23 protein-coding genes are annotated in these 26,095 nt (G+C 69.0%); 8 read left to right on the forward strand and 15 right to left on the reverse strand.

What is annotated here, in order from left to right:
• Positions 1 to 219: 219 nt before the first annotated feature.
• Entirely contained in the window at positions 220 to 702 is a 483-nt protein-coding gene (locus M5C98_RS19475; RefSeq protein ID WP_272549084.1) for a DUF2127 domain-containing protein, read from the reverse strand.
• Positions 703 to 961: 259 nt separating this feature from the next.
• Between M5C98_RS19475 and M5C98_RS19480 the strand changes: the two genes are divergently transcribed.
• The 3 genes from M5C98_RS19480 (at position 962) to M5C98_RS19490 (ending at position 5,376) form a co-directional block, all read left to right on the forward strand.
• Positions 962 to 1,345, forward strand: a complete 384-nt coding sequence (locus tag M5C98_RS19480) for a DUF2946 family protein (protein WP_272549085.1) — start codon at positions 962 to 964, stop codon at positions 1,343 to 1,345.
• Positions 1,346 to 1,531: 186 nt separating this feature from the next.
• Positions 1,532 to 3,820, forward strand: a complete 2,289-nt coding sequence (locus M5C98_RS19485; RefSeq protein ID WP_442867297.1) for a TonB-dependent receptor — start codon at positions 1,532 to 1,534, stop codon at positions 3,818 to 3,820.
• Positions 3,821 to 3,840: 20 nt separating this feature from the next.
• Positions 3,841 to 5,376: a PepSY domain-containing protein gene (locus M5C98_RS19490; protein ID WP_272549087.1), complete on the forward strand. Its 1,536-nt coding sequence runs from the start codon at positions 3,841 to 3,843 to the stop codon at positions 5,374 to 5,376.
• A gap of 164 nt (positions 5,377 to 5,540) precedes the next feature.
• On the opposite strand, the gene M5C98_RS19495 is transcribed toward M5C98_RS19490, so the two are convergent.
• The 4 genes from M5C98_RS19495 to M5C98_RS19510 all read right to left on the reverse strand — a co-directional run bounded on the left by M5C98_RS19495 (position 5,541) and on the right by M5C98_RS19510 (position 10,813).
• On the reverse strand, positions 5,541 to 6,941 hold the full coding sequence (locus M5C98_RS19495; RefSeq protein WP_272549088.1) for a phospholipase D-like domain-containing protein: 1,401 nt from the start codon (positions 6,939 to 6,941) through the stop codon (positions 5,541 to 5,543).
• Positions 6,938 to 8,452 (reverse strand): ATP-binding protein, encoded by a 1,515-nt coding sequence (locus tag M5C98_RS19500; RefSeq protein ID WP_272549089.1) that lies wholly within the window; start codon positions 8,450 to 8,452, stop codon positions 6,938 to 6,940. The genes M5C98_RS19495 and M5C98_RS19500 overlap by 4 nt, the downstream gene beginning before the upstream one ends.
• Positions 8,449 to 9,108: a response regulator gene (locus tag M5C98_RS19505; protein WP_272549090.1), complete on the reverse strand. Its 660-nt coding sequence runs from the start codon at positions 9,106 to 9,108 to the stop codon at positions 8,449 to 8,451. Before M5C98_RS19505 ends, M5C98_RS19500 begins: the two co-directional genes overlap by 4 nt.
• 175 nt (positions 9,109 to 9,283) lie before the next feature.
• Positions 9,284 to 10,813 (reverse strand): DegQ family serine endoprotease, encoded by a 1,530-nt coding sequence (locus M5C98_RS19510; protein WP_272549091.1) that lies wholly within the window; start codon positions 10,811 to 10,813, stop codon positions 9,284 to 9,286.
• 153 nt (positions 10,814 to 10,966) lie between these two features.
• On the opposite strand from M5C98_RS19510, the gene M5C98_RS19515 reads away from it, so the two are divergent.
• Both M5C98_RS19515 and M5C98_RS19520 read left to right on the forward strand, forming a co-directional pair.
• Positions 10,967 to 12,142, forward strand: coding sequence for an IS5 family transposase (locus M5C98_RS19515; RefSeq protein WP_272548362.1), 1,176 nt, complete (start codon positions 10,967 to 10,969; stop codon positions 12,140 to 12,142).
• Positions 12,143 to 12,469: 327 nt separating this feature from the next.
• Complete coding sequence (locus M5C98_RS19520; RefSeq protein ID WP_272549092.1) at positions 12,470 to 12,646, forward strand: hypothetical protein; 177 nt, start codon at positions 12,470 to 12,472, stop codon at positions 12,644 to 12,646.
• Between the two features lie 502 nt (positions 12,647 to 13,148).
• Here the strand turns inward: M5C98_RS19520 and M5C98_RS19525 are convergent.
• Both M5C98_RS19525 and M5C98_RS19530 read right to left on the reverse strand, forming a co-directional pair.
• Complete coding sequence (locus M5C98_RS19525; RefSeq protein WP_272553350.1) at positions 13,149 to 14,234, reverse strand: IS5 family transposase; 1,086 nt, start codon at positions 14,232 to 14,234, stop codon at positions 13,149 to 13,151.
• A gap of 160 nt (positions 14,235 to 14,394) precedes the next feature.
• Entirely contained in the window at positions 14,395 to 16,023 is a 1,629-nt protein-coding gene (locus M5C98_RS19530; RefSeq protein WP_272549093.1) for an ABC transporter permease, read from the reverse strand.
• Between the two features lie 147 nt (positions 16,024 to 16,170).
• Between M5C98_RS19530 and M5C98_RS19535 the strand changes: the two genes are divergently transcribed.
• Entirely contained in the window at positions 16,171 to 17,238 is a 1,068-nt protein-coding gene (locus M5C98_RS19535; protein ID WP_272549094.1) for an ABC transporter ATP-binding protein, read from the forward strand.
• A gap of 56 nt (positions 17,239 to 17,294) precedes the next feature.
• Here the strand turns inward: M5C98_RS19535 and M5C98_RS19540 are convergent, their stop codons facing one another.
• Both M5C98_RS19540 and M5C98_RS19545 read right to left on the reverse strand, forming a co-directional pair.
• Positions 17,295 to 18,209: a lysine exporter LysO family protein gene (locus tag M5C98_RS19540; protein WP_272549095.1), complete on the reverse strand. Its 915-nt coding sequence runs from the start codon at positions 18,207 to 18,209 to the stop codon at positions 17,295 to 17,297.
• Between the two features lie 3 nt (positions 18,210 to 18,212).
• Positions 18,213 to 18,977 carry a 2OG-Fe dioxygenase family protein gene (locus tag M5C98_RS19545; RefSeq protein ID WP_272549096.1) on the reverse strand — a complete coding sequence of 255 codons (765 nt, stop codon included), beginning with the start codon at positions 18,975 to 18,977 and terminating at the stop codon, positions 18,213 to 18,215.
• A 315-nt stretch (positions 18,978 to 19,292) separates the two neighbouring features.
• Here M5C98_RS19545 and M5C98_RS19550 point away from each other — a divergent pair, with 315 nt between their 5' ends.
• Positions 19,293 to 19,745 carry an Lrp/AsnC family transcriptional regulator gene (locus M5C98_RS19550; protein ID WP_272549097.1) on the forward strand — a complete coding sequence of 151 codons (453 nt, stop codon included), beginning with the start codon at positions 19,293 to 19,295 and terminating at the stop codon, positions 19,743 to 19,745.
• Between the two features lie 63 nt (positions 19,746 to 19,808).
• Here the strand turns inward: M5C98_RS19550 and M5C98_RS19555 are convergent, their stop codons facing one another.
• From M5C98_RS19555 to M5C98_RS19580, 6 genes are all read right to left on the reverse strand, one after another.
• On the reverse strand, positions 19,809 to 20,549 hold the full coding sequence (locus M5C98_RS19555; protein ID WP_272549098.1) for a lysophospholipid acyltransferase family protein: 741 nt from the start codon (positions 20,547 to 20,549) through the stop codon (positions 19,809 to 19,811).
• Positions 20,550 to 20,583: 34 nt separating this feature from the next.
• The gene (locus M5C98_RS19560; protein ID WP_272549099.1) at positions 20,584 to 21,885 is read right to left on the reverse strand and encodes a dihydroorotase; all 1,302 of its coding nucleotides are present in this window, start codon (positions 21,883 to 21,885) and stop codon (positions 20,584 to 20,586) included.
• A gap of 71 nt (positions 21,886 to 21,956) precedes the next feature.
• Complete coding sequence (locus tag M5C98_RS19565) at positions 21,957 to 22,982, reverse strand: aspartate carbamoyltransferase catalytic subunit (protein WP_442867298.1); 1,026 nt, start codon at positions 22,980 to 22,982, stop codon at positions 21,957 to 21,959.
• Positions 22,922 to 23,464, reverse strand: coding sequence for a bifunctional pyr operon transcriptional regulator/uracil phosphoribosyltransferase PyrR (gene pyrR, locus M5C98_RS19570; RefSeq protein WP_272549101.1), 543 nt, complete (start codon positions 23,462 to 23,464; stop codon positions 22,922 to 22,924). Before pyrR ends, M5C98_RS19565 begins: the two co-directional genes overlap by 61 nt.
• Positions 23,461 to 23,895, reverse strand: a complete 435-nt coding sequence (gene ruvX, locus M5C98_RS19575; RefSeq protein WP_272549102.1) for a Holliday junction resolvase RuvX — start codon at positions 23,893 to 23,895, stop codon at positions 23,461 to 23,463. Before ruvX ends, pyrR begins: the two co-directional genes overlap by 4 nt.
• On the reverse strand, positions 23,892 to 24,491 hold the full coding sequence (locus M5C98_RS19580) for a YqgE/AlgH family protein (protein ID WP_272549103.1): 600 nt from the start codon (positions 24,489 to 24,491) through the stop codon (positions 23,892 to 23,894). The genes ruvX and M5C98_RS19580 overlap by 4 nt, the downstream gene beginning before the upstream one ends.
• A gap of 21 nt (positions 24,492 to 24,512) precedes the next feature.
• On the opposite strand from M5C98_RS19580, the gene M5C98_RS19585 reads away from it, so the two are divergent.
• Positions 24,513 to 25,985 carry a cryptochrome/photolyase family protein gene (locus tag M5C98_RS19585; protein WP_272549104.1) on the forward strand — a complete coding sequence of 491 codons (1,473 nt, stop codon included), beginning with the start codon at positions 24,513 to 24,515 and terminating at the stop codon, positions 25,983 to 25,985.
• Positions 25,986 to 26,095 lie beyond the last annotated feature (110 nt).

Genomic DNA, 26,095 nt, shown 5'->3' on the forward strand with positions numbered 1-26,095 from the left:
GGCATGTTGTCTCTGTAATGGGTTCGTTCCACCGGCGCCGGTGGCCGTGGGGCGATGATGGTCGCGCCTCAGACCGTGCTCAATAGACGCCGTAGCGGTACGCAAAGTAGAGGGCGGCGAGGGTGCCGACGACGGCGAGGACGGTCATTGCTTTGCGCATGGAAACTCCAGGGAAAGGGCCATGGTAGCCGCCCCCAATGCCATCGGCCGGCGCCGGCGTCAGCGGCCGTGCAGGCCCTGCGGCGCTCCGCCCGGCCGCGCAGCGCGCCGCTGCAGCAACGCCCGCACCATCACCCCCACCACCAGCGCGTTGACCACGAAAATGCCCGCATGCAGCGCATTGCTGTGGTGCAGGAAGCCGATGAACTCGAACGGCAGGTAGATCGCCCCGCTGCCCGCCGCCAGCACCTCGGCCCAGGGGCGTTCCTTGAAAAGGCCGTACGCCTCCACCAGCCGCAACGCGGCATACGCGGCGGCGCCCAGGGCCAGCAGCACGAGTCGGGAGTCCTGCACGTTGCGGGCCGCGTCCAGAAAAATCTGCGGGTATCTGGCCGCGGGATTGAGGTGCGCATGCTCGATGAGCCGCACGGCGATGGCGTAGATGTCGCGGTGCGCCAGCGACAGCAGCCCCGTGGCGGCGGCCAGGACGAGCAGGCCCTTGAAGGCTTCGAGGAACGCGACGAGACGGACGGCCTGGTTCATGTGAAAACGCCTCCATGCGGCGGCATGGACGGATGGATGACGAAGGGTGGAACAGTCGAGCGGATGCGCCGCAAGGGGCATGCACCGGCCGATTGTCGGCCCTGGCAGTGCCCACCCAGGGCGGCCCGCCGCGCGGCCGGGGCCGCGGCCTACAATCCGGCGCCCAGCCCCACACGATCCAGCGCACCACGCCGCGCACCGGGATCTGGGCCAAAAAGGCCTCCAGCGCAATCAACTTCCCGGCATATTGCTATCAAAAATGAAGCGACCGACTTCCATCGCCCTGCTGCACGCCCTGCGTGCGCTGCGCCGTTGGGTGTTGATGGGCTTCGTGGCGGCGATGGCCGTGGCCACGGCCTCGCCGCTGGTGCATGCGCGGGCGATGGAGTGGGTCTGCTCCACGTCCGGCATGGTCAAGGTCTATGTGCAGACCGACGACGGGCCCGTGGAGATGGGGCAGACGGCCATGGACTGCCCCCTGTGCATTCCCCACGGCGCGCCGCCCCCGGTGGTGGCGGTGCAAACCCTGCCGCAGCCGCTGCCGCTCGGGCATGCGATGCAGGCGATTGCGGCGGCGCGCATCGCTGCCGCCACGGCCGCGCCCCTTCCCGCGCGCGGCCCCCCGGCCTTTCGGCACGCCTGAGCCTCGCCGGCTCCCTGCGTTCGCCGTAGCGCAGCCACCCGCCCGTGTGCGGGTGGCTGCTGCCCCGCGCGAACGCGTTCCCCCTCTCCTTTGCTGATCCGCCTGCCGGGCGCACTGCCGTACCGCCGCCACCGCGCGGCGGGCGGAGCGTGCCGGGTGCGGGCGATCCGCGTGCTGATCGATGCCATGACCACGACTTCCTTTTTTTCCTCAGCCCTGCCCGCGCTTGCGCCAGCACAACCGCAACCGCCGCGACCGCCGCAGCCGATCCCGGCCCGGCCGCCGCGCAAGGCACGCTCACCGCTGGCCCACGCGGTGCTGGCAGCACTGGCCGGCTTCGGGTCGGCCACCGCCCCCGCGCAGGAGGCGCCCCTGTCGTCCGTGCCCACGCTGGCGCCGGTGACCGTCTCGGGCACGCCGGCCGAGCCCCTGGGCCGGCTGAACCTGGACACCCCCGCCGAAACCGGCAGCCGCCTGGGCCTCACGCCGCGCGAGACGCCCGCCTCGGTCACCGTGGTGGACCGCGCCACCATCGAAGCCCGCGGCGCGCAGGACACGCAGGAGATCCTGCGGGCGATCCCCGGCGTGACCGCGCACAACGCGCCGGGATCGATGGCGGCCAGCTACCGGGGCTTCAGCAACAACTCGGTCACGCAGCTGTACAACGGCATCACGGTGCAGTACGGCAGCGCCACGCGCGCGGTGGACAGCTGGATCTACGACCGCGTGGAGGCCGTCGGCGGCGCGTCGAGCTTCCTGTACGGCGCGGGGGCGGTGGGCGGCTCGCTCAACTACATCACCAAGACGCCCGACCGCAGCGGCGACTTCGCGGAAGGCCGGCTGCGCGCGGGCTCGTACGGGCTCAAGGAAGCCTCCGCGGGCCTCAACCGCCGCATCGCGGGGCCGCAGGACGGCGGCGCGGGGCCGAGCCACTTCGCGCGCATCGACGTGAACCACCGCGATGCCGGCAGCTGGACCACGGGCACGCAGACCCGGTCCACGCAGTTGGCCGCGTCGCTGCTGTCCGACCTGGGCGGCGGCTTCACGCACCTGCTGGCGTACGAGTACCAGAAGGACGCGGTGGACCGCCCCTACTGGGGCACGCCGGTGCTCAACCCCGCCGTCGGCGCGCTGCGAATCGATCCGGGGACGCGCTTTGCCAACTACAACAGCAGCGATGGCATGTACGCCCACCGTGTGCAGTGGCTGCGCTCGGTGGCGCAGTGGCGCGTGTCAGACGCCCTGCAGTGGCGCAACACGCTCTATGCCTACGACGCGCTGCGCGACTACCGCAACGTGGAGACCTACCAGTTCAACGCGGCCAACACGCAGGTCTCGCGCGGCAGCGCCTACCTGCAGCGGCACGACCAGCAACTGGTGGGCAACCGCACCGAGGGCACCTGGCACGGCACGCTGGCCGGCCGGCCGAGCGACTGGGCCTTCGGCCTGGACGTGAGCGTGAACCGGCAGACGCGCTTTCCCAACAGCCTGGCCGGCACGGTGAGCACGGTGGACCCGTACCGCTTCACGACCGAGCGGTTCTTCGACATTCCCGGCATGGCGCCCGGCTTTCGCGCCGACCGCGACAACCGCGTGCAGACCACCGCGGTGTTCGTGGAGAACCGCACGGCCCTGATGCCCGGCGTGAACCTGGTGACGGCGCTGCGGCAGGAGCGCATCGCGCTGGACTTGACCAACCGCCGCGCCGTCACCGCCACCAGCCCCGCCACGTTCGAGCGCAGCTACACGCCCACCACCGGCCGCCTGGGCGTGGTGTGGGACGTGGCCCCCGGCGCCAACGTGTACGCCCAGTACGCCACGGCGAGCGACCCGCCGTCGGGCTCGCTGTCCACGGCCTCGTTCGCCGATGTGGCCAACAACAGCGCGCTCACCACGGGCCGTCAGCTGGAAGCGGGCGCCAAGTTCGACTTCTGGGGCGGACGGGGCACGGCCACGGTGGCGGCGTTCCAGATCACGCGGCGCAACATCGCCTCGCAGGACCCGAACAACCCCGCGTTCACCGTGCTGGTGGGCGAGCAGTCCTCGCGCGGCGCGGAGGTGGCCGTGGGCCTGCGACTGACCGACCGCTGGCAGCTGCAGGCCAACGCGATGCGCACCCGCGCCCGCTACGAGCAGTTCGTGCAGGGCGGCGTCTCGCTGGCCGGCCGCACGCCCATCAACACGCCCGAGAGCGTGGCCAACCTGTGGCTGGGCTACGCGGTCACGCCCGCGCTGCAGGCCACGGCGGGGGCGCGGCGCGTGGGGCGCATTGATGCGGACGCGGCCAACACGCAGTATTGGCCTTCGTACACGCTGCTGGACCTGGGGCTGTCGTGGAAGCTCTCGCCCACGGCCACGCTCTCGGGCCACCTGCGCAATGCCACCGACCGCATCTACGCGGCCGAAGCGCGCAGCGCGCAGGTGTACCTGGGTGCGCCACGCACGGTGGACGTGTCGCTGCAGGTGGCGTTCTGACCGCGCACAGGAGACGCACCATGGACTGGACCCCTCCCGCCCGCGCCAAGCGCTGGCTGTTTCTCACCCACCGCTGGCTGGGGGTGCTGCTGTGCGCCTTCTTCGCGATGTGGTTCGTCTCCGGCATCGTGATGATGTACGTGGGCTACCCCCAGCTCACCGAGGCCGAGCGCACCGCCCACCTGCCGCCGCTGGGCGGCGGCTCGGGCCTGCGGGAGCCCGCGGCCGCGCTGGCCTCCGCCGGCCTGGCGCTGGTGCCGCTGGCCGAGCTGCGCCTGGCAGCGGCCAGCAGCGGGCGCGCGGTGTACCTGGTCCGGCCCGAAGGGGCGCCACGCCGCTCGCCCGCCACGGTGATCGACGCGGCGACGGGCGAGGTGCTGCGCGCGGTGGATGCGCCACGCGCGCTGGCCAGCGCCGCGGCCTGGGCCGGCCCCGGCGTGGCCGCGGACTACCAAGGCACGCTGCAGGAAGATGCGTTCACCCATTCGCGCGGGCTGGACATGCACCGGCCGCTGCACCGCGTGCGGCTGCACGATGCGGACGGCACCGTGCTCTACGTGTCCGGCACCACGGGCGAGGTGGTGCGCGATGCGCCGCGCACCGAGCGCCTGTGGGGCTACGTGGGCACGTGGATCCACTGGCTCTACCCGCTGCGCGGCAACGCGCTGCAGCCCTATTGGAGCGCCACGGTGAACACGCTCGCCGTGGCCGGCACGCTGGCGGCGCTGGCCGGCACCGTCGTGGGCCTGCAGCGCTGGCGCTTTCGCGGGCGCTACCGCAGCGGCGCACGCACGCCCTACCCCACGCGCGCGATGCGCTGGCACCATGCGCTGGGACTGGTGTTTTCGGCGGCGACCATCGCATGGATCTTCAGCGGCTTCATGTCGATGAACCCGTGGAAGCTGTTCGACAGCGGCGCGCCGCCGCTGAATCTGGCGGCGCTGCAGGGCGGGCCGCTGGCCGTGGGCCCGCCGCAGGACGCTCAACCGCCCGCCGCCTCGCTGGCCGCGCTGCTCGCCCAGGCAGGCGGCGGCACGCGCGAACTGCGCTGGGTGCGCGCCACGGGCCGCACGCTGGTGCTGGCGCAGCCTGCCCAGGGCGCGCCCGAGGTGCTCGATGCCGCCACGGGCGCGCCCACCGCCATCGATGCCGCCGCGCTGCGCGAGGCCATCGCCCGCCTGGTGGCGGCGCCCCTGGTGCGCGTGGATACGCTGGCGCACTACGACCTGTACTACTACGCCCGCGCCCCCCACACCATGACGGGTGCGCCCGCCAAACCCCTGCCGGTGCTGCGCGCGGTGTTCGCCGACGAACACGCCACCTGGGTGCACGTGGACCCGCTCACCGGCGCGGTGCTGGGCCGCCTGGACGGCCACCGCCGCGCCAGCCGCTGGCTCTTCGCCATGCTGCACAGCTGGGACTGGGTGCCGCTGCTGGAGCGGCGCCCGCTGTGGGACGCGGTGATGCTGGTGCTGGGCCTGGGGGGCGCGGCGTTGAGCGCCACGGGCATGGTGATCGGCTGGCGGCGGCTGCGGCGCAAGGCGGGCCGGGCGTGAGCGCAGGACCGGCCCGCCCCGGCGCCCGCACGCGCCCAAACGCTCCCGCCGGACGGTTTCCATATAAAAACCGCCTCACGCCCTAGTACTTATTGCCCATTTAGCTATAAAAACAATAGCAAAACACTGCGGTACTGGAGCATTACGCCGGGCGAACGGCCTTCCTACAGCTGAAAGCCCACCGCGCGCACCACGCCCTCGCCGATGTCGCGCGGCCAGGACGGGCGCCGGGGCACATAGGGCCGCGCCAGGGCGATCTGGCGCGCGCACCAGTCCGACAGCCACTGCACCTCGGCCGGGCCGTAGAACGCCGTCATCGCCTCGTAGTTGAGGAACAGGCTGCGCGCGTCGAGGTTGAGCGAGCCGGACAGGGCCAGGTCGTCGTCGATCAGCACGGCCTTGGCGTGCACCATGCCCGGTGCCAGCCACACCTCGGCGCCGGCCTGGGCCAGTTCGCGCAGGGCGCGCTCGCGGGCCCAGTCGGCCAGGCGGTGGTTGGACCGCCAGGGCACCAGCAGGCTCACGCGCACGCCGCGGCGGCAGGCCATGCACCAGGCCTCCAGCAGCGCGTCGTCGGGCACGAAGTACGGCGTCACGGCCACGATGCGCTCCTGCGCGTGGTAGGCGCCGGCCAGCAGCAGGGCATGCACGGTGTCGTCGGCGTGGTCCGGTCCGCTGGGCACCCACTGGGCCAACGGGCCATCGGGCGGGCCGGGCGGCAGCGGCTGGGGCAGCGCGGCGCGCACCAGGCGGCCGCTGGCGGTGCTCCAGTCGGCCTCGAACTGCGCGGCGGCCTGCAGGGCGATGGGGCCGTGCACCTCGTAGCTCAGGTCGATCCAGGCCGGGTGGCCGGGCTGGTCCAGGAAGTATTCGCAGGCCAGGTTGCGCCCGCCGCTCCACAGCCGCTCGCCATCGGCCACCACCAGCTTGCGGTGGTTGCGCAGGTTGGTGCGCCCGCGCATCGGGTTGTGCAGCATGGGCATGAAGCGGCGCACCTGCACGCCCTGCGCCTGCAGCGTTTTCACGAGGGCGCCGGGCGTGGCCAGGCTGCCCACCGCATCCAGCAGCAGCCGCACGGCGACGCCGCGCTGCGCGCATTCGCCCAGGGCCCGCGCGACCTGCCGGCCCACCGGGTCGTCGCCGAAGACGAAGGTGCACACGTCCAGCCGGTGCCCGGCCGAGGCGATGGTGGCCAGCAGCGCGCGCAGGGCCTGGGTGCCGTCGGCGTGCAGCACGACGCGCGCGTTGCGCACCGCCGGCTCCAGCTCCATGCTGGCCAGCAGCCGCGCGGCCCAGGGCGGGCCGGCGGGCTGCGCGGCGGCCGCGGCGGTCTCCTGCTGCGCCTTGCGCGGGCGGCGCAGGGGCCGCGCGAACTTGCGGGCGCCGAACAGCACGAACAGCGGCACCGCCACGTAGGGAAACGCCACGATGGCCACCACCCAGGCCACGGCGGCGGAGGGGTGGCGCCGCTGGCGCCCGATGCGCGTGCCCATCACGTAGATCAGCAGGCCCACCGCCACGAACACCGCGTGGCCCAGGCCCGAGAGCACGGCAAAGCCGGTCAAGCGCCGTCCCCGGCCGATGGCGCCTGCGGGGCCGGCGCTGGCGGCAACGGTGCGATGGCGGTTGCCACAGGCATCTCTGCCGGTGTGCCGAACCGCACCGACACCCGCAGGCCTTTCAAGCGCGGCGAGCCGTCCAGATCGACCTGCGCCTGGTGCATGCGCGCGATGGACTGCACGATGGCCAGCCCCAGTCCGCTGCCCGACACCTGCGCCCCACCTTCAGCGGCCTGCGGCGCGCGGTAGAACCGGCCCAGCACGCGCTCGCGGTCGCCCTCGCCGATGCCCGGGCCGCTGTCTTCCACCACCAGCGTGACGGTGCCGGCCCGTGCGGGCGCTCCGGGCTCCGCACCATCCGCACGGACGTCGGCGTTCGTGCCGGCGATCACCTGCACATCGACCACCCCGCCGTCGGGCGTGTACTTGACCGCGTTGTCCACCAGGTTGCGCAGCAGGATGCGCAGGGCCTCGGCATGGCCGGCCACCGGCGCCGCATCGGCCCTGGCCAGGCCCAGGTCGATGCCGCGCTGCTGGGCGGCGGGCGCCGCATCGGCCACGGCCTGCAGCGCCAGATCGGCCAGCACCACGGGCTGCGCGGGCGCACCGGCGGCCACGCTGGATTCCTGCCGCGCCAGGGCCAGCAACTGCTCGACCAGCCGCGTGGCCCGGTCGATGCCGGCCGACAGCCGGGCCACGGCCACGCCACGGGCCTCGGCATCAGGCGCGCGCAGCAGCCCCTGCGCCTGCAGCTTGAGCGCGGCCAGGGGCGAGCGCAACTCGTGCGCCGCATCGGCCACGAAGTGCTGCTGCGCCTCGAACGCGCGCTGCACCCGCGCGAACAGCAGGTTCAGCTCGTCCACCAGCGGCTGCACTTCGGCCGGCAGGGCATCGCCGTTGACGGGCGAGAGGTCGTCCGCCTGGCGCTGCGCCACCTCGCGGCGCACGCGCTCCACCGGCGCGAGCGAGCCGCTCACCACCCACCACACGGCCAGCGCCAGCAGGGGCGCCATGAACGCGATGGGCCCCGCGGTGCGCAGGGCCAGATCGCGCGCCATGGCTTTGCGCACCGCCATGTCCTGCGCCACCTGAATGACCTGCGCGCGCGTCTGCACCGAAAACACGCGGTAGGTGGTGCCGTGCGCCTTCACCTTGGAAAACCCCAGCACCGCGCGCTGCGGCAGGGCAGCGCCCACGGCGGATTCGAACACGCGCGAGCCTTCGGACGACCACACCTGCACGACGAACTCGTAGCTTTCGTCCTCGTGCACCAGCGGCCCGGGCGCATCGGCCGGCACGGCAGGCAGGCCGGGCCGCAGGGCCATCGCCATCTGCTCCATGTGGTAATCAAAGATCTCGTCGGCCTCGGACAGGGCCGAGCGGTACGACAGCACGATCTGCAGCAGCGCCGTGCACACGATCGCCGCCAGCAGGAACCACAGCAGCCGCGCGCGCAGCGAATGCGCCGGCGCCGCCACGCGGGGAGACTGCGGCAGGTCTTGGACCGCGGGCTTCATGCCTTGGGCACCATGTAGCCCACGCCGCGCACGTTCAGCACCAGGTCGGCGCCCAGCTTCTTGCGCAGGCCGTGCACATACACCTCCACGGCGTTGCTGCTGATCTCGTCCTTCCAGCCATAGAGCTTTTCTTCGAGCTGGGTGCGCGACAGCACCATGCCCGGGCGCGCCAGCAGCGGCTCCAGCACGGCCCATTCGCGCGCCGACAGCACCACGGGCGCGCCGTTCACCGTCACTTCGCGCGTGGCCGGCAAAATCCGCACGCCCTTGTGCTCGTAAGCCGGCTCGGCCCGCCCGGCCGCGCGCCGCGTGAGGGCGCGGATGCGGGCCAGCAGTTCGTCCAGTTCGTAGGGCTTGAGCACGTAGTCGTCGGCGCCGGCATCCAGCCCCTCCACGCGCTGGGCCAGCGCATCGCGCGCGGTGGCCACCAGCACCGGGGTGCGGTCCTTGCGCGCGCGCAGGTCGCGCAGCACCGCCAGGCCGTCGCGCCGGGGCAGGCCCAGGTCCAGCAGCACGAGGTCGTAGGTCTGCGTGCGCAGGGCGGTGTCGGCCATCTCGCCGTCGCGCACCCAGTCCACCGCGTAGTGCTCGGCGCGCAGCAGATCGTGCACGGCTTCCCCGATCATGGTGTCGTCTTCCACGAGCAGCAGGCGCATGGGACGGCCCTCCTCTTCTTTTCAGGTCTCAAACGCCACCGCGCCGGCGGCGGCTGCGGCAATCGCAGCGGCGGCGGCGCGGTGGCGTCGGGGTTGCGGACAGGCAGGCGGCGGCGTCATCATCCATGGCCGCCAAGCATAGCGGCCCAGCCCAATGCCGCCGCGTAGGACGCGGTCAGCCCAGCGGCACCGGCACGAAGATCTTGTCGCCGTCGCGCTGGATCAGCAGGGCCACCGATTTGCCCGCCTTGGCCATCGCCTCGCGCACCTGCTCCACGCCCCGGGCCGGCGTGCCGTTGATCGCCAGCAGCACGTCGCCGGGCTGCACGCCGGCCAGGGCGGCGGGGCCACGGGCATCCTCCACCAGCAGGCCGCCGTCCACGCCGGCATCGCGGCGTTCCTGCGGCTGCAAAGGCCGCAGCGCCAGGCCCAGGCGGCCCTTGCCGGCGGACTTTTCCGAACTGGCGATCTTGGTGGCCTTCTCGCTCGCATCGCCCAGCGTGGCGGTGAACTCCTCGGGCTTGCCATGGCGCCACACCTCCAGGCGCGCCTGCGTGCCGGGCGCCGCCTGGCCCACGATGGCCGGCAGATCGCCCGAAGCCACGATGCGCTGACCGTTCACGCTGCGGATCACGTCGCCCGATTTCAGGCCCGCCTTGTCGGCCGGGCCGCCCTCTTCCACGCCGGCCACCAGCGCCCCTTCGGGCTTGTCGAGCTGGAACGAATCGGCAAAGGCCTGGTTCACCTCCTGCACCGACACGCCCAGGCGCGCATGGCTGGCCTTGCCCGTCGCCACGATCTGGTCCTTGACCTTGGCCGCCACCTCGATCGGGATGGAGAACGACACGCCCTGGTAGCCGCCCGAGCGGCTGTAGATCTGCGAATTGATGCCCACCACCTCGCCGCGCGCATTGAACAGCGGGCCGCCCGAGTTGCCGGGGTTCACCGCCACGTCGGTCTGGATGAAGGGCACGTAGCTGTCGTCCGGCAGCGAGCGCCCCTTGGCGCTCACCACGCCGGCCGTCACGCTGTTTTCGAAGCCGAAGGGCGAACCGATGGCCAGCACCCACTCGCCCACCGCGAGGTTGCGCGTGCTGCCCAGCTGCACCACGGGCAGGTCCTTCGCGTCGATCTTGAGCACCGCGATGTCGGTCTTGGGGTCGGAGCCCAGCACCTTGGCCCGGAACTCGCGCCGGTCGGTCAGCTTTACCGTGACCATGTTGGCGCCCTTCACCACGTGGGCGTTGGTGAGGATCACGCCATCGGCGCTCACGATGAAGCCCGAGCCCTCGCCCCGCGTGGGCACCTCGCGCTGGCGGCCGGGGGCCTGCAGGCCGGGCGGCACCATGCCGAACCGGCGGAAGAATTCGAACATCGGATCGTTCGGGTCGATGCCCTGCGCGCCGCTGCGCGGGTGCGCCGCGGTCTCGTCATCGTCGTCGTCCGAATCGGTCATGGACGTCTTGGTGGTGCCGCTCACGCTGATGTTCACCACCGCCGGGCCGTTGCGCGCGGTGATCTGCGCGAAGTCCGGCGCCGTCACGCCGCCCGTGTAGGGCATGGCCGCTGGCTGCATCGCAGCGGGCGGCATGGCGGCGCGGCTGGAATGCATGTTGGTCACCAGGCCCGCGCCGGTGGCGCCGATGGCACCGGCGGTCAGCAGGGCCAGGGTCAGGCGGCGGGGGGTCGAGAGAACGGAGTTCATGGCAGTCCTTTCGTTGGGTCGTTGCATGGGGGCAGTTTGGGCAACGAGACTTAGGTGTGGCTTAGCAGGCTGAAGAAATACCCCCGCTCAGCCAGCCCGGCAACCCAACCCCGGTAAGCTCACCAGTCCCTCCCATCTCCATTGCCTGACCCCATGCGCGGCGCCGACACCTTCACCGAGAGCCTGTTTTCCGTTCGCAAGCTCGACGACTTTGTCCCAGCCTCGCATCCCCTGCGTCCCATCCGCAAGATGGTCAACGCAGCCTTGGCCAAGATGGATGCCCTGTTCTCGCGCATGTACGAAGCAGACATCAAAGGCGGGCGCCCCAGCATCGCCCCCGAGAAGCTGCTGCGCGCCATGCTGCTGCAAGTGCTGTACAGCGTGCGCTCGGAGCGCCAGTTGATGGAGCAGGTGCAGTACAACCTCTTGTTTCGCTGGTTCATAGGCCTGTCCATGGACGACGAGGTCTGGGTACCCAGCGTGTTCACCAAGAATCGTGAGCGCCTGATCGAGCACGACGCCGTGATCGAGTTCTTCAACGAAGTGCTCAAGATCGCCGACAAGAAGCACTGGCTCTCGGGCGAGCACTTCAGTGTGGACGGCACGCTCATCCAGGCCTGGGCGGGCCACAAGAGCTTCGCGCGCAAAGGCGACGATGACGCGAGCGGTGATGGTCGTGATGGCAATAGTGACAACACAGATGATGGCCATGGTGCAGATGCCAAAGCCAACAGCGATGGCGGCAACTTCAAGGGCCAGCGGCGCAGCAACGACACCCACGAATCCACAACCGATGCCGATGCCCGGCTGTACCGCAAAGGCAATACCGCCAGCGAACTGCGCTACATGGGGCACACCCTGAGCGACAACCGCCACGGGCTGGTGGCCAATGCGGTAGTCACGCTGGCCGATGGCTACGCAGAACGGGAAGCAGCCAAGGCCATGATCAACGACGCCAGGCAGGCGCAGGCCGATCCCATGCGAACCATCACGCTGGGGGCAGACAAAGGCTATGACGCATGCGAATTCATTGAAGCGTGCCAGGCCATGAACGTCACGCCCCACGTGGCCCAGAACAAGTCAGGCAGAAACTCGGCCGTGCCCGAAGCCATTGCGCAAAGCGAAGGCTACGCGGTATCGCAACAAAAGAGAAAGCTCATCGAGCAAGGCTTTGGCTGGGCCAAGACCGTGGGCGGCATGAGGCAGGTGATGGTGCGAGGAATCAAGCGCGTGGACCAGATGTTCGTGCTGACGATGGCGGGCTACAACCTGGTGCGCATGCGCACGCTGGGGCAATGGGGACAGGTGCGTGCGCAGGCAGTGCATTGAGGGAAAACGGGTGCAAAGGTGGCCCCAACATGCGCAAGAACGCCTGATTGGCCGCTCGGATCCCGGGATGTGAAAGCCAGCGAGCCCGCCGACGACCGCAGGCCAGGACTGGCTTGGAATCTGGGGAGTATTTCTTCAGCCTGTTAGGGGCACCGGAGGGCTGGCGATGCAGGCCAGGTTGCGGCACAGTTCAGTCACTGGACGTAACAAAAGGCGCGCCAAAGGGAAACCCCGCAGGCGGCACGCCACGCCCAGCCGCCACAATGCCCCCGCCGACAGCTCATCCATAAAGGACTGCGGCCACCGACCCAAAGGGAGGAAAAACCATTGAACGACGAAGAACAGCGCACTGGCACGCCGCGCTTTTACGCGCACTCCACGGACAGCGCCGACCAGAGCGATTGGCAGCCACTGCCGGACCATCTGCACGCCGTGGGGCGAGGGGCCGGGGAGTTTGCCGCTGTTTTTGGCGGCCAGGCGCTGGCCTGCCGGCGCGTAGGTTGAAACGTTTCCGAAATCCCGCAACCAACTGACACGCTGCCGTCGCGCCCCGTGCGGGCGCGTGGGTTGAAACAAGGGGATGGTGACAGCGCTTGGATCGACCTGGGAGTCGCGCCCCGTGCAGGCGTGGGTTGAAACAAGGCGGCCGGCTGGGCCGTGCTGGGAAAGACCAGGTCGCGCCACGCGCGGGCGCTTCGGTTGCAACTTAAGCGCCTCGGCAGTGCTGTTGCCTTCTTTGGGTTGCGTCCCGTGCGAGCGCGGGTTAAGAATTCAGCAGACCGGCGAGCGATTTGATGGAAGCTCTTCGTTGCGCCTTTGCCAACGTTGGCGTTTACCAATAGCGTTCAAAGAAACGATGACAGCGAGCAATCAATCGGGAACCTCTCACAACTCGCGCTGGTAGGCGCCCCCAGCCCAGCCGCGCAGATTTCAGCGCCTTGAATGCGCAATAACGCCTGCGCAGTGGCCTGGAGCCTTTCACTTGAGGCGCTGCGGCCCCTTCAACTCAGGCTTTCGCCGTTTGCAGGCGCACCTGTGCCTTGGTGGTAGCCGGTTTGAAGAACGCATCCACGCCTCGCTCCAGGAAGGACGCCAGGCGCTTCATGTTGTAGCAGGCGGCCATCATCGTCATCCCCACCGTGGCGCGCGCCTGCCCGATCGTGCGCACGAACTTGCCCCCCAGGTGGCGGATGCCGGCGAACACGTGTTCGACCTTGGCCCGCTGGCTCGCAATGCGCTGGTTGCGCCGCTTCTGGCACTCGCTCAAGGGCTGGCCCGTCCGCGCCCTGCGCTGCATCGCGTCCACAAAGCCCAGCACTTTCAGCATCTGGCGCCTTTGGCGGCTCGGGTAGGCTTTGTCCGCATGCACGGCCCGCCCGGTGTTGTGCAGGTCCAGCACCTCCTCGAAGTGGTGCCCGTCGTGCTCGCTGGCCGTGCCCGTAGCGATGCGGCGGATGAAGCCGTGCTTGAGGTCCACGCTCACGCTGAGCTTGTAGCCGAAGTAACTCTTGCCGTGCTTCTTCGTGTGCGTGGCATCCACATCCTTTTGCCTGCGCCGCACATCGCTCCACTCAGGCGTTCTGCCCTCGGCCAGTGCCTCGCGTTCCGGCCTGTCCAGGCGCTGGCGGGGCGCGGGCACCAGCGTCGCATCAATGGCCTGCCCGCCCCGGGCGATGTAGCCGTGGCGGTGCAACTGCATATCCACCCCCTGGAACAGCACCGTGGCCCCCTCCACACCCAGGCGCTCGCCGAAGCGCCAGATGGTGTTGCGGTCCGGCACGTTCATCGCATCCTGCAGCAGGCAAAACCGCTGGTAGCTCGCCCGATCCAGCAACTGGTATTCCATCTGCTCATCGGACAGGTTGTACAGCCGCTTCAAGACCAGGATGCGCACCATCACCTCGGTGGGATAGGCGGGCCGACCACCCTTGCGGCCATCGCCGCGCTCGATCAAGGCATCCACCAGCCGCGCCAGTTCTGCAAAGTCGATGTGCCGCGCGATCACCTGCAGCGGATCGCCCACCTCATCTCTCTTGTGCTGGCGCGAGGCCTCGGCGAACAGGTCGAACTTCAGCGCGCTGCGGGGTGTGATCATGGCAAGGGGCGGGTCAGGCTTGTCGGGTCAGAAAGAGAGTGGATGGGTTTTGAGAGGTTCCCAATCGAGTCACATCACATAAAGGCGCCCAGGATTCATCCCAAAAGAGGCATCTCTCTAGAAAGAACACATACCACCAAGCCCCCTCAGTCCGCACTCACCCGCGACTGCGCAACGTCCTGCTCAGCAAAACCACCGGCACCAACCCCACCGCCACCAGAGCCAGCGACGGCAATGCGGCTTCGCCCAGCCGCTCGTCGCGCGCCAGCTGGTAGGCGACCACGGCCAGGGTGTCGCTGTTGAAGGGCCGCAGCACCATGGTGGCGGGCAGTTCCTTCATCACGTCCACGAACACCAGCAGCGCCGCGGCAGCCGTGGAGCGCTTGAGCAGGGGCCAGTGCACGCGGGCCAGCAGGCCGGCGCCGCCGGCGCCCAGCATGCGGGCAGAGTCGTCCAGGCTGGCGGGAATGCGCGCGTAGCCGCTTTGCATGGACTGCAGGGCCACGGCGCAAAACCGCACGAGGTAGGCCCACACGATGCCGACCGCCGTGGCGGTGATGATCGACGGCAGGCCCCACTGGGGCGCGGCGGCCTGCAGCCAGCCGACGGGCAGCAGCAGGCCCACGACGATCACGGCGCCGGGCACGGCATACCCCAGGCTGGCCAGTTGCGCCACGCCGCGGGTGAGCGCGCCGGCCCGCCGCCGCACGGCGAAGGCCAGCACCAGGGCGATGGCCACGGCCAGCACGGCGGTGATGCTGCCCAGGCGCACGCTGTTGCCGGCCCATTCCAGAAAACGCGACCAGGGCAGCACCGACCAGTCGGCCGCCAGGGGCCGCAGCATGAAAACCACCGGGGCCACGAAGCCGAAGACCACCGGCAGCACGCACACCGCCCAGGCGGCGGCGCAGCGCAGCCCCTGCAGCCGCTGCGGCTGGGCCTCGGCGGAGCCCGCGCGGCCCGCCCCGCCCGCAGCAAAGCGCATGCGCCGCTGCGCACGCTGCTCCAGTTGCAGCAGCAGCATGACGAGCACGAGCAGGATGGTGGCCAACTGCGCCGCGGCCAGGCGGTTGTCCATCGACAGCCATGCCTTGTAGATGCCGGTGGTGAAGGTCTGGATGCCGAAGTAGCTCACCACGCCGAAGTCGGCCAGCGTTTCCATGAGGACCAGCGCCACGCCGGCCGCGACCGCGGGGCGCGCCAGCGGCAGCGCGACCGTGCGCACGCGCCGCGCCAGCGGTGCCCCCAGCAGGCGGGCGGCCTCCATGAGATGGGCGGCGCGCTCGCCCAGCGCCGTGCGGGCCAGCAGGTACACGTAGGGGTAGAGCGAGAAGATGAACACCCACACCGCGCCGCCCAGGCTGCGCACCTCGGGCAGCAGCCGGCCTTGCAGGCCATAGGTTTCGCGCAGCCACACCTGCAGCGGGCCGCTGAACTGCAGAAAGTCGGTGTAGGCATAGGCGGTCACGTAGGCCGGCATGGCCAGGGGCAGCAGCAGCAGCCATTCCAGCGTGCGGCGGCCGCGAAAGTCGAACAGCGTGACCGCGGCAGCCGTCGCCGTGCCCACGACCGCCGCGCCGATGGCCACGGCCAGGCCCAGCCACACCGTGGTGGCGAAGTAGCCGGGCAGCACGGTGGCGGCCATTTCGCGGAGGATGGCACCGGCCTCGGCGCCACCGGCGCTGCCCGGCAGCCACGACGCGAGCACGGCCAGTACCGGCAAGGTCAGCGCGGCGGCCAGCAGCAGCAGGGGGACGGATCGCAGGGCAGAAAGAAGGCGTGGCAAGGGCGGGCCCTGAAGGGAAGGGTCGGGAGAATCGGACGAGGCATCTCGGTCGAAGACGGCCTTGATCGGGCGCTGGACGGCAGGCCGGCAGGGCCACACGGATGCAAATGCGAATTCTACGCATTGGCGCCTTCTAGAATCGCGGCCATGTTCCTTGAAGTCTCCCAACTGGAAGTGCGCTATGCCGGCCGCGCGCAAGCCGCCGTGCGCGGCGTCACCCTGGGCCTCGCAGCGGGCGAGATCGGCGTGCTCATCGGCCCGTCCGGCTGTGGCAAGACCACGTTGCTGCGCGCCGTGGCCGGGCTGGAGCCCGTGACGGCCGGCGAGATCCGGCTGAGCGGCGCCGTGGTAAGCAGCGCTTCAGGCCGCAACGTGCCGCCGGAGCAGCGGCGCATCGGCATGGTGTTCCAGGACTACGCCCTCTTCCCGCACCTTTCCGTGGGGCGCAACGTGGCCTTCGGCATCCACCGCCTGCCGCGCGCCGAACAGGCGGCGCGCGTGGACGAGGTGCTGCGGCTCGTGGGCCTGGAAGGCAGCGCCGCACGCTTTCCGCACGAGTTGTCCGGCGGGCAGCAGCAGCGCGTGGCGCTGGCCCGCGCGCTGGCGCCACGGCCCCAGCTGATGCTGCTGGACGAGCCGTTTTCCAACCTGGATGTGGACCTGCGCGAGCGCCTGGCGCACGAGGTGCGGGGCATACTGAAAGCGGCGGGCGCCACGGCGCTGTTCGTCACGCACGACCAGCTGGAAGCCTTTGCCATCGGCGACCGCATCGGCGTGATGGAAAGCGGCCAGTTGCATCAGTGGGACGATGCCTATGCGCTCTACCACCGCCCGGCCACGCGGTTCGTGGCCGACTTCATCGGCCACGGGGTGTTCGCGCCGGCCACGCTGGAGCAACGCGGGGACAACGTGGTGGCCCGCACGCCCCTCGGTGACCTGACCGATGTGGCCGAGTGCCCCCTGCCGTCCAGCTACCCCGCAGGGGAATGCGACGTGCTGCTGCGGGCCGACGATGTGGTGCACGACGACGCCTCGCCGGTGCAGGCGCGCATCGTTCGCAAGTCGTTCAGGGGCTCGGAGTTTTTGTACACGCTGCAATTGCGGGACGGCCTGACGGTGATGGCCCATGTGCCGAGCCACCACGACCACGCGGTGGGCGAGTGGATCGGCATTCGACCGCAGGTGGACCATGTGGTGGCGTTTCCACGGGCCTGAACCCGTCAGCCGAAAGCGCAGCGATGCCAGACCAGCAGCCCCCCCCCCCGGGCCTGCTACGACAGGAAGAAGGCAATGAAGACGGGGGCCAGGATGGTGAGGATGAAACCGCTTACCAGGGCCAACGGGACCGCATCCGGATGGCAGGCCTGCTTGACGATCGGTAGCGTGGAATCGAGCGCCGTCGCCCCCGCGCTGCCGATTCCGATCGCGGGCTGGTGCCGGCCGATGGCGTAAAGCGCGACGATGGCTATCAGCTCCCTGAACAAGTCGGTCATCAGCGCCATGGTCCCGTAGGTCTGCCCGAGGTGGTGCCCGACCATGACGCTCGACAACGTGAACCAGCCAAAGCCACTGGACAGCGCCAACGAGATTTTCATCGTCTCGCCCGTGGCCCACGAGGCAGCCACCGCGCCCACGAACGAGCCGATCACCACCAGCACCGGTACGGACAGCACGGCCCATGAAAACCAGTTGGAGCTGAGCTTGACGTACGCCAGATCGATGCCCACCAACACGATCAATGCCAGCAGGATGGCCGAGCTCGATGGCAGCCAGAGGGCACCGGCCAAGTAGGCCTGGTTGACGAAAAAGAGCGCACTGCCAAGCGCCACCATGGACAGGGCAATGCAGCACTCCTTCAAAGGCGGCCAGATCGTGCGGAAACCCAATGGGCCGGCTTGGGTTTCAGTGGCTCCACCGCTGCGAATGCCGGCGGCAAAGATCAGGCCGCAAGGCACCAAGGTCGTCAGCAAGGCGAAGACCACGGCGGTTTTGACCACTTGGCCGACCGACTGCGCGGAAAGAATGACCTCGCCGAACTCCACGCCAATCAGGAAAAGCAGCAGCCAGACGAGGGGCAATATCAAGCGGATCAAGCCGGAACCGAATCGGTGCGGGATTATCTTTCCCGCAATGAATCCGCCCGCCAGTGCCAGCACAATGGGGAGCAACGAATAAAAAACGCCCATGGTTTATATGCTCTGCCTCATTCTGGAAAAGTCGATAAGTATAACGCAGCGCTCTCCGTCCTCCGCCTCGTTTTCTTTTCTGCGAATGGGTGTCACATAATGTGAAACGCGCGGATCGTGAACCACGAAGCTCTCCAGAAACTGCGAGAGTTCGAATTCCGCGATCACCTGCTCTTGGGGCACCTCGTGCAGCCCCAGGCCGCGCGCCTGCACCGTACCGATGTAATTGGTGCCCCCCACCGTGCTTTTCGTCCTGCGTATCAGGTGGGCGAAGGTGAACGGTTCGCCATCCTGATGGAAGCAGTCCGGCGAACTGATGCCCAGGTCCGACTCGGAGCCTGACCGGAGTTTGACGAAATGCACGCCGAAATAGATGGGCGACCGGCGGTCGGTTTCAGACCAGAAGGTGTGCGAGAAATCCTTCTTCACCAAGTCGCACAGGAAATCCGTGGCCTTCGCCTGGTCGCTCAACGCATGAAAGTAGCGGATATCGGGATGCTCCGGGTTGTTGCCTCCCTGGTCGTAGCCGGATAGCTGCGCACCCTGGTCGTCCCGCACCGTAGGAATCCAGTGAATATCCGCCTGCGCATCCCACGGAAGAATGATTCCGTTGCCATACCGCCGAAACCGCTTGACCTGAGCGGGCGCGTAGGGGTCATGCTCCAGGCGATCGAACTCCTGGTGGAGCGTTTTCAACTCCCCGGGATCGCATTCGATTTCGGGGACGAATTGGCAGAAGCCGTTTTGTTTGAGCTGGGTTTGAATCATGTGTGGATGTATTAAGAACAGCGTTCAGTCGAACGCTGGTTGGCTGAATTTTCATGTCACGCTCTGAGTGGCATTGAGCCGAGACACCAGGACCTCTTGCAGTATTCCTCGCGAGCAAATAGCCATGCCGCATCCGCATAAAGCAGGAGGATTCCCTTTCCGAATTTTTCTTCAATTCGCTTATATTGCCCTCTGCTTGAAAGGGCACCCATTCTAATAAGGAGGTACGAATTGAAGGAATGCAAAAAATGAGATTCAAATGCCAATCATCCTTAATAAATTAGATATTTTTCACCGTTACCTAATTTAAAGAATATGGACAACATTGATCGCAATCTGCTGAGCGCTTTGCACCAGGACGCCAAGACCACCGTGAAAGCGCTCAGCGAGCGGGTCGGCCTTTCTCAGCCCAGTTGCGCTGAACGGATCAAACGATTGATCGACCAGGGGGTGATCGAAAAATTCTCGATCCAGGTGTCACCCAAGGCCATCGGGTTCCCGATTGCGGCCATCGTGCGGGTTCGACCACTGCCCGGGGAGATGTCCCGGGTCGAGCAAGTGATTCGCGGCATCGACGCGGTCGTGCAATGCGACAAGGTCACCGGCGACGACGCCTTTTTCTGCCGGCTTTATCTGCGCGAGATCGAAGAGCTGGACCATTGCCTGGGCAAGCTGGCACCGTATGCCACGACCAGCACGTCCATCGTGAAATCCACGCAGGTCGCCAACCGGCTCCTGCCATTGGAAGAGCCCGCCCGCGCGCATTGACACAGGGCCGAAGGCAACGATACCGGCGGCACCGCCAGGCGGGCCGCCGGGGGCCGGGCTTCGTCAGCTACGGCGCAGTCCGTCCACGGCGTGGCGCAGATCGTCGGCCCAGGCGCGGCGGTCGCGGCCCTGCGCTTGCTGCAGGGGGCCGTAATGCACCACCGCCACCACGGCGTCTGCGGTCAAGGTGCGCCACAGCGAGCCGACCAGGGTGTCGTCGCCCACATAGTTGGGCGCGGTGGTCGGTGCGCCGGTGGCGCGTTCCACGAATCGCAGGCCCACGGGTTGCACTGGCGCATCGGCGGCCACGGCGGCCTGCAGCAGGTTGGCGTGGAACGGCAGCAATTCGGTGCCATCGGCCGTGGTGCCTTCAGGGAACACGGCCAGCACTTCATGGCGCGCCAGCGCTTCCTGCATCAGCCGGACCATGCGCAGCGCGTCGCGGCGCGAGCTGCGTTCCAGATAGAGCGTGCCCGCCGCCGTGGCGAGCGTGCCCACCAGCGGCCAGCCCTTGATGTCCGACTTGGAGATGAACCGGCAGTGACGCGCGGCATGCATGACGGTGATGTCGAGCCAGGACAGGTGGTTGGCCACCAGCAGCACCGGGCCCTGGGGTGCGGGCGTGCCGCGCACGTCGAGGGTGATGCCGGCGTGCACCAGCATCTGGCGCGACCACGCCTGCACGCGCGCGTGTTGCTCGCCCTCCGGCATGCGGGGAAACCGCAGCGCCACGGTGGCCAGGCCGGTCACCAGATGCGCCAGCACACGCGCCAGGCGCCATGCGGCGCGGGCCTGGCGCTTCATGCGGCACGCCCGGTTGCAGCGGCGGCGCGCACGCTCACGCGCCGCTGCGCTCGAAGGCGATCTGCCCGCCCACCAGCGTGCAGCGCACGCGGCCGGGCAGTTCATAGCCCGAGAACGGGGTGTGCTTGCCCTGGCTGCGCAGCGCGCCGGCCTCCACGGTCCAGGCCGCGCTGGGATCGACCACGCACAGGTCGGCCACGCCGCCTTCCACGATCTGGCCCACGCTGGCCTGCAGGGTGCCCAGGGCGCCGCCCAGCACGCGGGCGGGCTCCGAAGTGACGGTGGCCAGCGCACGCGCCAGCGGCACCCCGTGGTCGGCGGACCACTTGAGGGCGATGCCCAGCAGCAGTTCCAGCCCCGTCGCGCCCGGCTCGGCCTCGGCGAACGGCAGGGTCTTGGCGTCTTCGTCCACGGGAGTGTGGTCGGACACCAGCGCATCGATGGTGCCGTCGGCCAGCGCGGCCAGCAGGGCGTCGCGGTCGCGTTGCTGGCGCAGCGGCGGCGACAGGCGGGCGCGGCTGTCGAAAAAGCCGATGTCGGTGTCGGTGAGCAGCAGGGAGTTGATGCTCACGTCGCAGGTCACCTTCAGGCCCTCGGCCTTGGCCCGGCGCACCAGCTCCACGCCCGCGGCGCTGCTGATGCGGCACAGGTGCACGCTCGCACCCGTGGTCTTGAGCAGCTCGAAGATGGTGTGCAGCGCGATGGTCTCGGCCGCCACGGGCACGCCGGACAGGCCCAGGCGCGTGGCCAGCGGCCCGCTGGCCGCCACGCCGCGCCCCAGGTGCAGTTCCTGCGGGCGCAGCCAGACGGTGTAGCCGAAGGTGGCGGCGTACTGCAGCGCGCGCTGTGTGACCTGGGTGCTGGCCAGCGGCACATCGGCCTGGCTGAAGCCCACGCAGCCGGATTCGGTCAGCTCGGCCATTTCGGTGAGCACCTCGCCGGCCAGGCCGCGCGTGAGCGCGCCCAGCGGAAAGAGGCGCGCCTGGTGCAATTTTTCGGCGCGGAACTTGAGCATCTCCACCAGGCCCGGTTCGTCCAGCACGGGGTCGGTGTCGGGCGGGCACACGAGGCTGGTCACGCCGCCGGCCACCGCCGCCGCCATCTCGGATTCGAGCATGCCCTCGTGCTCGTGGCCGGGCTCGCGCAGCCGCGCCGCCAGGTCCACCAGCCCGGGCAGCACGATGCAGCCGGTGGCGTCGATCACGCGGTTGGGCGCGAAGTCCCGCGGCACCCGCTGCACGGCGATGACACGGCCGGCGGCCACCGCGATGTCGCCGGTCTGGTCGAGCCCGCTGGCGGGATCGATCACGCGGCCGTTCTGGATCAGTATCTTCATGGGTTTAAGCAAAAAAGGCCACCAGCGCATATTCCACTAGGGCGTATAGCTATAAATTTAATAGCAAACGATCACGCTTCGTTTCCAGCGACGATGGACATCACCGCCATGCGCACCGCGATGCCGAAGGTGACCTGAGGCAGGATCACGCTCTGCTTGCCATCCACCACGGCGGAGTCGATCTCCACCCCGCGGTTGATGGGGCCGGGGTGCATGACGATGGCGTCGGGCTTGGCCAGTTGCAGCTTCTCGGGCGTGAGGCCGAAGCTCTTGAAGTATTCCTGGCTGGACGGCAGCAGCGCGCCGCTCATGCGCTCGTTCTGCAGGCGCAGCATGATGATGACGTCGGCGTCCTTGATGCCCTCCTCCAGCGTGTGGCACACGCGCACGCCCATCTGCGCCATGTCGGACGGCACCAGCGTGCGCGGGCCCACCACGCGCACTTCGGCACAGCCGAGCGTGGTGAGGCCGTGGATGTCCGAGCGGGCCACGCGCGAATGCAGCACATCGCCCACGATGGCCACGGTGAGGTTGCTGAAATCCTTCTTGTAGTGGCGGATGGTGTACATGTCCAGCAGCCCCTGGGTGGGGTGGGCATGCCGGCCATCGCCCGCGTTGATGACGTGCACGTGGGGCGCCACGTGCTGGGCGATCAGGTAGGGCGCGCCCGATTCGCTGTGCCGCACCACGAACAGGTCGGCGGCCATCGCCGACAGGTTGGCGATGGTGTCCAGCAGCGACTCGCCTTTGCTGGCCGAGCTGCGCGCGATGTCCAGGTTGATCACGTCGGCCGACAGGCGCTTGGCGGCGATCTCGAAGGTGGTGCGGGTGCGCGTGCTGTTCTCGAAGAACAGGTTGAACACGCTCTTGCCGCGCAGGAGCGGCACCTTCTTGACCTCGCGGTCGTTCACCGACACGAAGTTGGCCGCGGTGTCGAGGATGTGCGTGACGATGCTCTTGGGCAGGCCCTCGATGGACAGCAGGTGGATCAGCTCGCCGTTGGCGTTGAGTTGGGGGTTGCGCTTGTACAGCACCGTCAGGCCTCTTGGACTTGGAAGTGGAAGGTGCCGGCCTCGGTTCGGGCCAGCGCCAGCGATTGCGTGTCCGGCAGCGCCACGCGGGCGGCGGCGAACTCGGCCTGCACCGGCAGTTCGCGCCCGCCCCGGTCCACCAGCACGGCCAGCCGCACGCTCGCGGGGCGGCCGTAGTCGAACAGTTCGTTGAGCACCGCGCGGATGGTGCGGCCGGTGTAGAGCACGTCGTCCAGCAGCAGGATGTCGGCGCCGTTCACGTCGAAGGGCAGCGCCGTCTGGGCGCTCACCGCCATGCCGCGCTGGGAGAAGTCGTCGCGGTGCATGGCGGACGACAGCACGCCCGCCCCGCCGGGCAGGCCCAGGTCCTTTTGCAGCCGCTCGGCCAGCCAGGCGCCGCCCGAGGCGATGCCGGCCAGCTGGGTGTTGTCGGTGCGCAGGCTGCGCACGCCGCGCAGCAGCTCGCGGTACAGCGCCTCGGCGTCGAGCGCGAGGGTGCCCGGGGTCGGCGGTGAAGGCGTGGGTGAAGTCGGGGGCGTGGCACTCATGGAAGATTCCTCAAAAACTGCTCCAGGATGATGCAGGCGGAGGCGGCGTCGGCATCGCGGGCGCCGGACGAATGCGCCTCGGTGGTGCTGTAGCGCTCGTCCACCTCGAACACCTGCAGGCCGAAGCGCCCGCGCAGCTGGCGCGCGAACTTGAGGGCGCGCGCGGTGTTCTCGTGGCTCGCGCCGTCAGGGTGGTAGGGCACGCCGATGACCAGCGCATCGGGCTGCCATTCGCGGATGCGCTCGGCCACCAAGGCAAAGCGGGCATCGCCTTCGGCGCGGAGGGTGGGCTGGGGGGTGGCGGTGCGCAGCAGGCGCGAGCCCACGGCGACCCCGGTGCGCTTGAGTCCGAAGTCAAGCGCCAGAAAGCTCTGGAAATGCGCGGGGACGGCCAGCGGGGCGTTGGGGGCGGCGGCGGGCGTGCCGCTCATGCATGCCCCGCGTCGGGCGAGAGCATCCAGGTCTGGAGCCCCAGCAGGCCCAGGGCACGGTCGTAGCGCTCGACCACCGGCGTGTCGAAGATCACCGACAGATCGGCGCCCACGGTCAGCCAGCTGTTCTCGGCCAGCTCGGATTCGAGCTGCCCCTCGCCCCAGGACGAATAGCCCAGGGTGACCAGCACGCGGCGCGGGCCGGCGCCGGTGGACAGGGCCTCGAGCACGTCCTTGGACGTGGTCATCTCCAGTCCGCCGGGGATGGTCATGGTGGAGGCATAGGCCGATTCGTCGGGGTCCACGCTGTCGGTCAGCATGGGTTCGTGCAGCACGAAGCCGCGCTCGGTCTGCACCGGGCCGCCCTGGAAGACGGGCTCCTGGGACAGGTCCGCCCGGCGCAGCGACAGATCGACCTTGTCGAAAAGGCCCTTGAGGCTGATGTCGGAGGGTTTGTTGATGATCAGGCCGAGCGCACCACGCTCGCTGTGTTCGCACAGGTACACGACGCTGCGGGCAAACGACGCGTCTTCCAGTCCCGGCATGGCGATCAAGAAATGGTGCGTCAGGTTCATGGGCGCAGAATCGGCAGGCATTTGCCAATTTTAGCGACGATCATGGAGCAAACCTTTTCATCGGGCCTTGTCTGGTTCCGCCGCGACCTGCGCAGCAACGACCACGCCGCCTTGTACAACGCATTGCGCCAGTGCGCGCAGGTGCATTGCGCCTTCGTTTTTGACCGCGAGATTCTCGACGCCCTGCCCCGCGCGGACCGCCGCGTGGAGTTCATCCGCGAATCGCTGGCCGAGCTGGACGAGTCCCTGCGAGCGCTTTCGGGACACGGCCACGGCGGGCTGATCGTGCGCCACGCGATCGCCCACCAGGACATTCCCGCGCTCGCCAAGGAACTGGGCGTGCAGGCCGTGTTCGCCAACCACGACGACGAACCCCTGGCGCTCGAACGCGACGCGCGGGTGCGCGGGGCCCTGGATGGCATGGGCAAGCGCCTGCTCACCTTCAAGGACCACAGTATTTTCGAGCGCGCCGAGGTGCTGACCCTATCGGGCACGCCCTACACCGTGTTCACGCCCTACAAGAACGCCTGGCTGCGCAAGATCGATGCGTTCTACCTGAGCTCGTACCCCGTCGAACGCCATGCCGCCCGGCTGGCTCCGAGGCCTGAAGGCATGCGCAGCCCGGTGCCTTCGCTGCAGGCTCTGGGTTTCGAGCCGACCGGCCTGGAGTCGCTCCACCTGCCCACCGGCATGCAGGGCGCGCAGACGCTGTTCCAGGATTTCATCCAGCGCATCGACGCCTACGACGAGGCGCGCGACTTTCCCGCGGTGAAGGGCCCGAGCTACCTGAGCGTGCACCTGCGCTTCGGCACGCTATCGCCCCGCGTGGCCGCGCGCGCGGCGCACGAGCGCAGCCGGGCAGGCAGTGCGGGAGCCGCCACCTGGCTGAGCGAATTGATCTGGCGCGACTTCTACTTCCAGATCCTCGCCCACCATCCCCACGTGGCCGGCGCGAGCTTCAAGCCCGCCTACGATGCCATCGAATGGGAAAGCGGCGCCCACGCCCAGACCCTCTTCGCCGCGTGGTGCGAGGGCCGCACGGGCTACCCGCTGGTGGACGCCGCCATGGCGCAGATCAACCAGACGGGCTACATGCACAACCGCCTGCGCATGGTGGTGGCCAGCTTCCTCACCAAAGACCTGGGACTCGATTGGCGGTGGGGCGAGCGCTACTTTGCACAGAAGCTGAACGACTTCGACCTGTCGGCCAACAACGGCGGCTGGCAATGGGCCAGCTCCAGCGGCTGCGACGCCCAGCCGTACTTTCGCATCTTCAACCCGGTGAGCCAGAGCGAGAAATTCGACCGGGACGGCAAGTTCATCCGCCGCTACCTGCCGCAACTGGCGGGCCTGCAGGGCAAGGCGCTGCACGCGCCCTGGAAGGCGGCGCCCCTGGAGCTGCAGGCGGCAGGCGTGGTGCTGGGCAAGGACTATCCGCGGCCCGTGGTGGACCATGACGAAGCGCGGCAACGCACGCTTGCGCGGTATGCAGTGGTGAAGGTCGCGCCGGGCTGACCGCACAACGGCGGCCCGTGGCGAAGCGGCTGCCGGGACAGGGCGCGTCACGCGATAGGCCTTTGTCCAACGCCTCAGAATGAAAAAAGGGCCGCTCGAAAGCGGCCCTT

This window comes from Acidovorax sp. NCPPB 3576 (genome assembly GCF_028473605.1).
In the GTDB taxonomy this organism is placed as follows: domain Bacteria; phylum Pseudomonadota; class Gammaproteobacteria; order Burkholderiales; family Burkholderiaceae_C; genus Paracidovorax.

Coding starts and splice junctions, on each gene's coding strand:
- M5C98_RS19475 (WP_272549084.1), bottom strand. CDS start 702: ATGAACCAGGCCGTCCGTCTCGTCGCGTTCCTCGAAGCCTTCAAGGGC.
- M5C98_RS19480 (WP_272549085.1), top strand. CDS start 962: ATGAAGCGACCGACTTCCATCGCCCTGCTGCACGCCCTGCGTGCGCTG.
- M5C98_RS19485 (WP_442867297.1), top strand. CDS start 1,532: ATGACCACGACTTCCTTTTTTTCCTCAGCCCTGCCCGCGCTTGCGCCA.
- M5C98_RS19490 (WP_272549087.1), top strand. CDS start 3,841: ATGGACTGGACCCCTCCCGCCCGCGCCAAGCGCTGGCTGTTTCTCACC.
- M5C98_RS19500 (WP_272549089.1), bottom strand. CDS start 8,452: ATGAAGCCCGCGGTCCAAGACCTGCCGCAGTCTCCCCGCGTGGCGGCG.
- M5C98_RS19505 (WP_272549090.1), bottom strand. CDS start 9,108: ATGCGCCTGCTGCTCGTGGAAGACGACACCATGATCGGGGAAGCCGTG.
- M5C98_RS19510 (WP_272549091.1), bottom strand. CDS start 10,813: ATGAACTCCGTTCTCTCGACCCCCCGCCGCCTGACCCTGGCCCTGCTG.
- M5C98_RS19515 (WP_272548362.1), top strand. CDS start 10,967: ATGCGCGGCGCCGACACCTTCACCGAGAGCCTGTTTTCCGTTCGCAAG.
- M5C98_RS19535 (WP_272549094.1), top strand. CDS start 16,171: ATGTTCCTTGAAGTCTCCCAACTGGAAGTGCGCTATGCCGGCCGCGCG.
- M5C98_RS19540 (WP_272549095.1), bottom strand. CDS start 18,209: ATGGGCGTTTTTTATTCGTTGCTCCCCATTGTGCTGGCACTGGCGGGC.
- M5C98_RS19545 (WP_272549096.1), bottom strand. CDS start 18,977: ATGATTCAAACCCAGCTCAAACAAAACGGCTTCTGCCAATTCGTCCCC.
- M5C98_RS19550 (WP_272549097.1), top strand. CDS start 19,293: ATGGACAACATTGATCGCAATCTGCTGAGCGCTTTGCACCAGGACGCC.
- M5C98_RS19555 (WP_272549098.1), bottom strand. CDS start 20,549: ATGAAGCGCCAGGCCCGCGCCGCATGGCGCCTGGCGCGTGTGCTGGCG.
- M5C98_RS19560 (WP_272549099.1), bottom strand. CDS start 21,885: ATGAAGATACTGATCCAGAACGGCCGCGTGATCGATCCCGCCAGCGGG.
- pyrR (WP_272549101.1), bottom strand. CDS start 23,464: ATGAGTGCCACGCCCCCGACTTCACCCACGCCTTCACCGCCGACCCCG.
- ruvX (WP_272549102.1), bottom strand. CDS start 23,895: ATGAGCGGCACGCCCGCCGCCGCCCCCAACGCCCCGCTGGCCGTCCCC.
- M5C98_RS19580 (WP_272549103.1), bottom strand. CDS start 24,491: ATGCCTGCCGATTCTGCGCCCATGAACCTGACGCACCATTTCTTGATC.
- M5C98_RS19585 (WP_272549104.1), top strand. CDS start 24,513: ATGGAGCAAACCTTTTCATCGGGCCTTGTCTGGTTCCGCCGCGACCTG.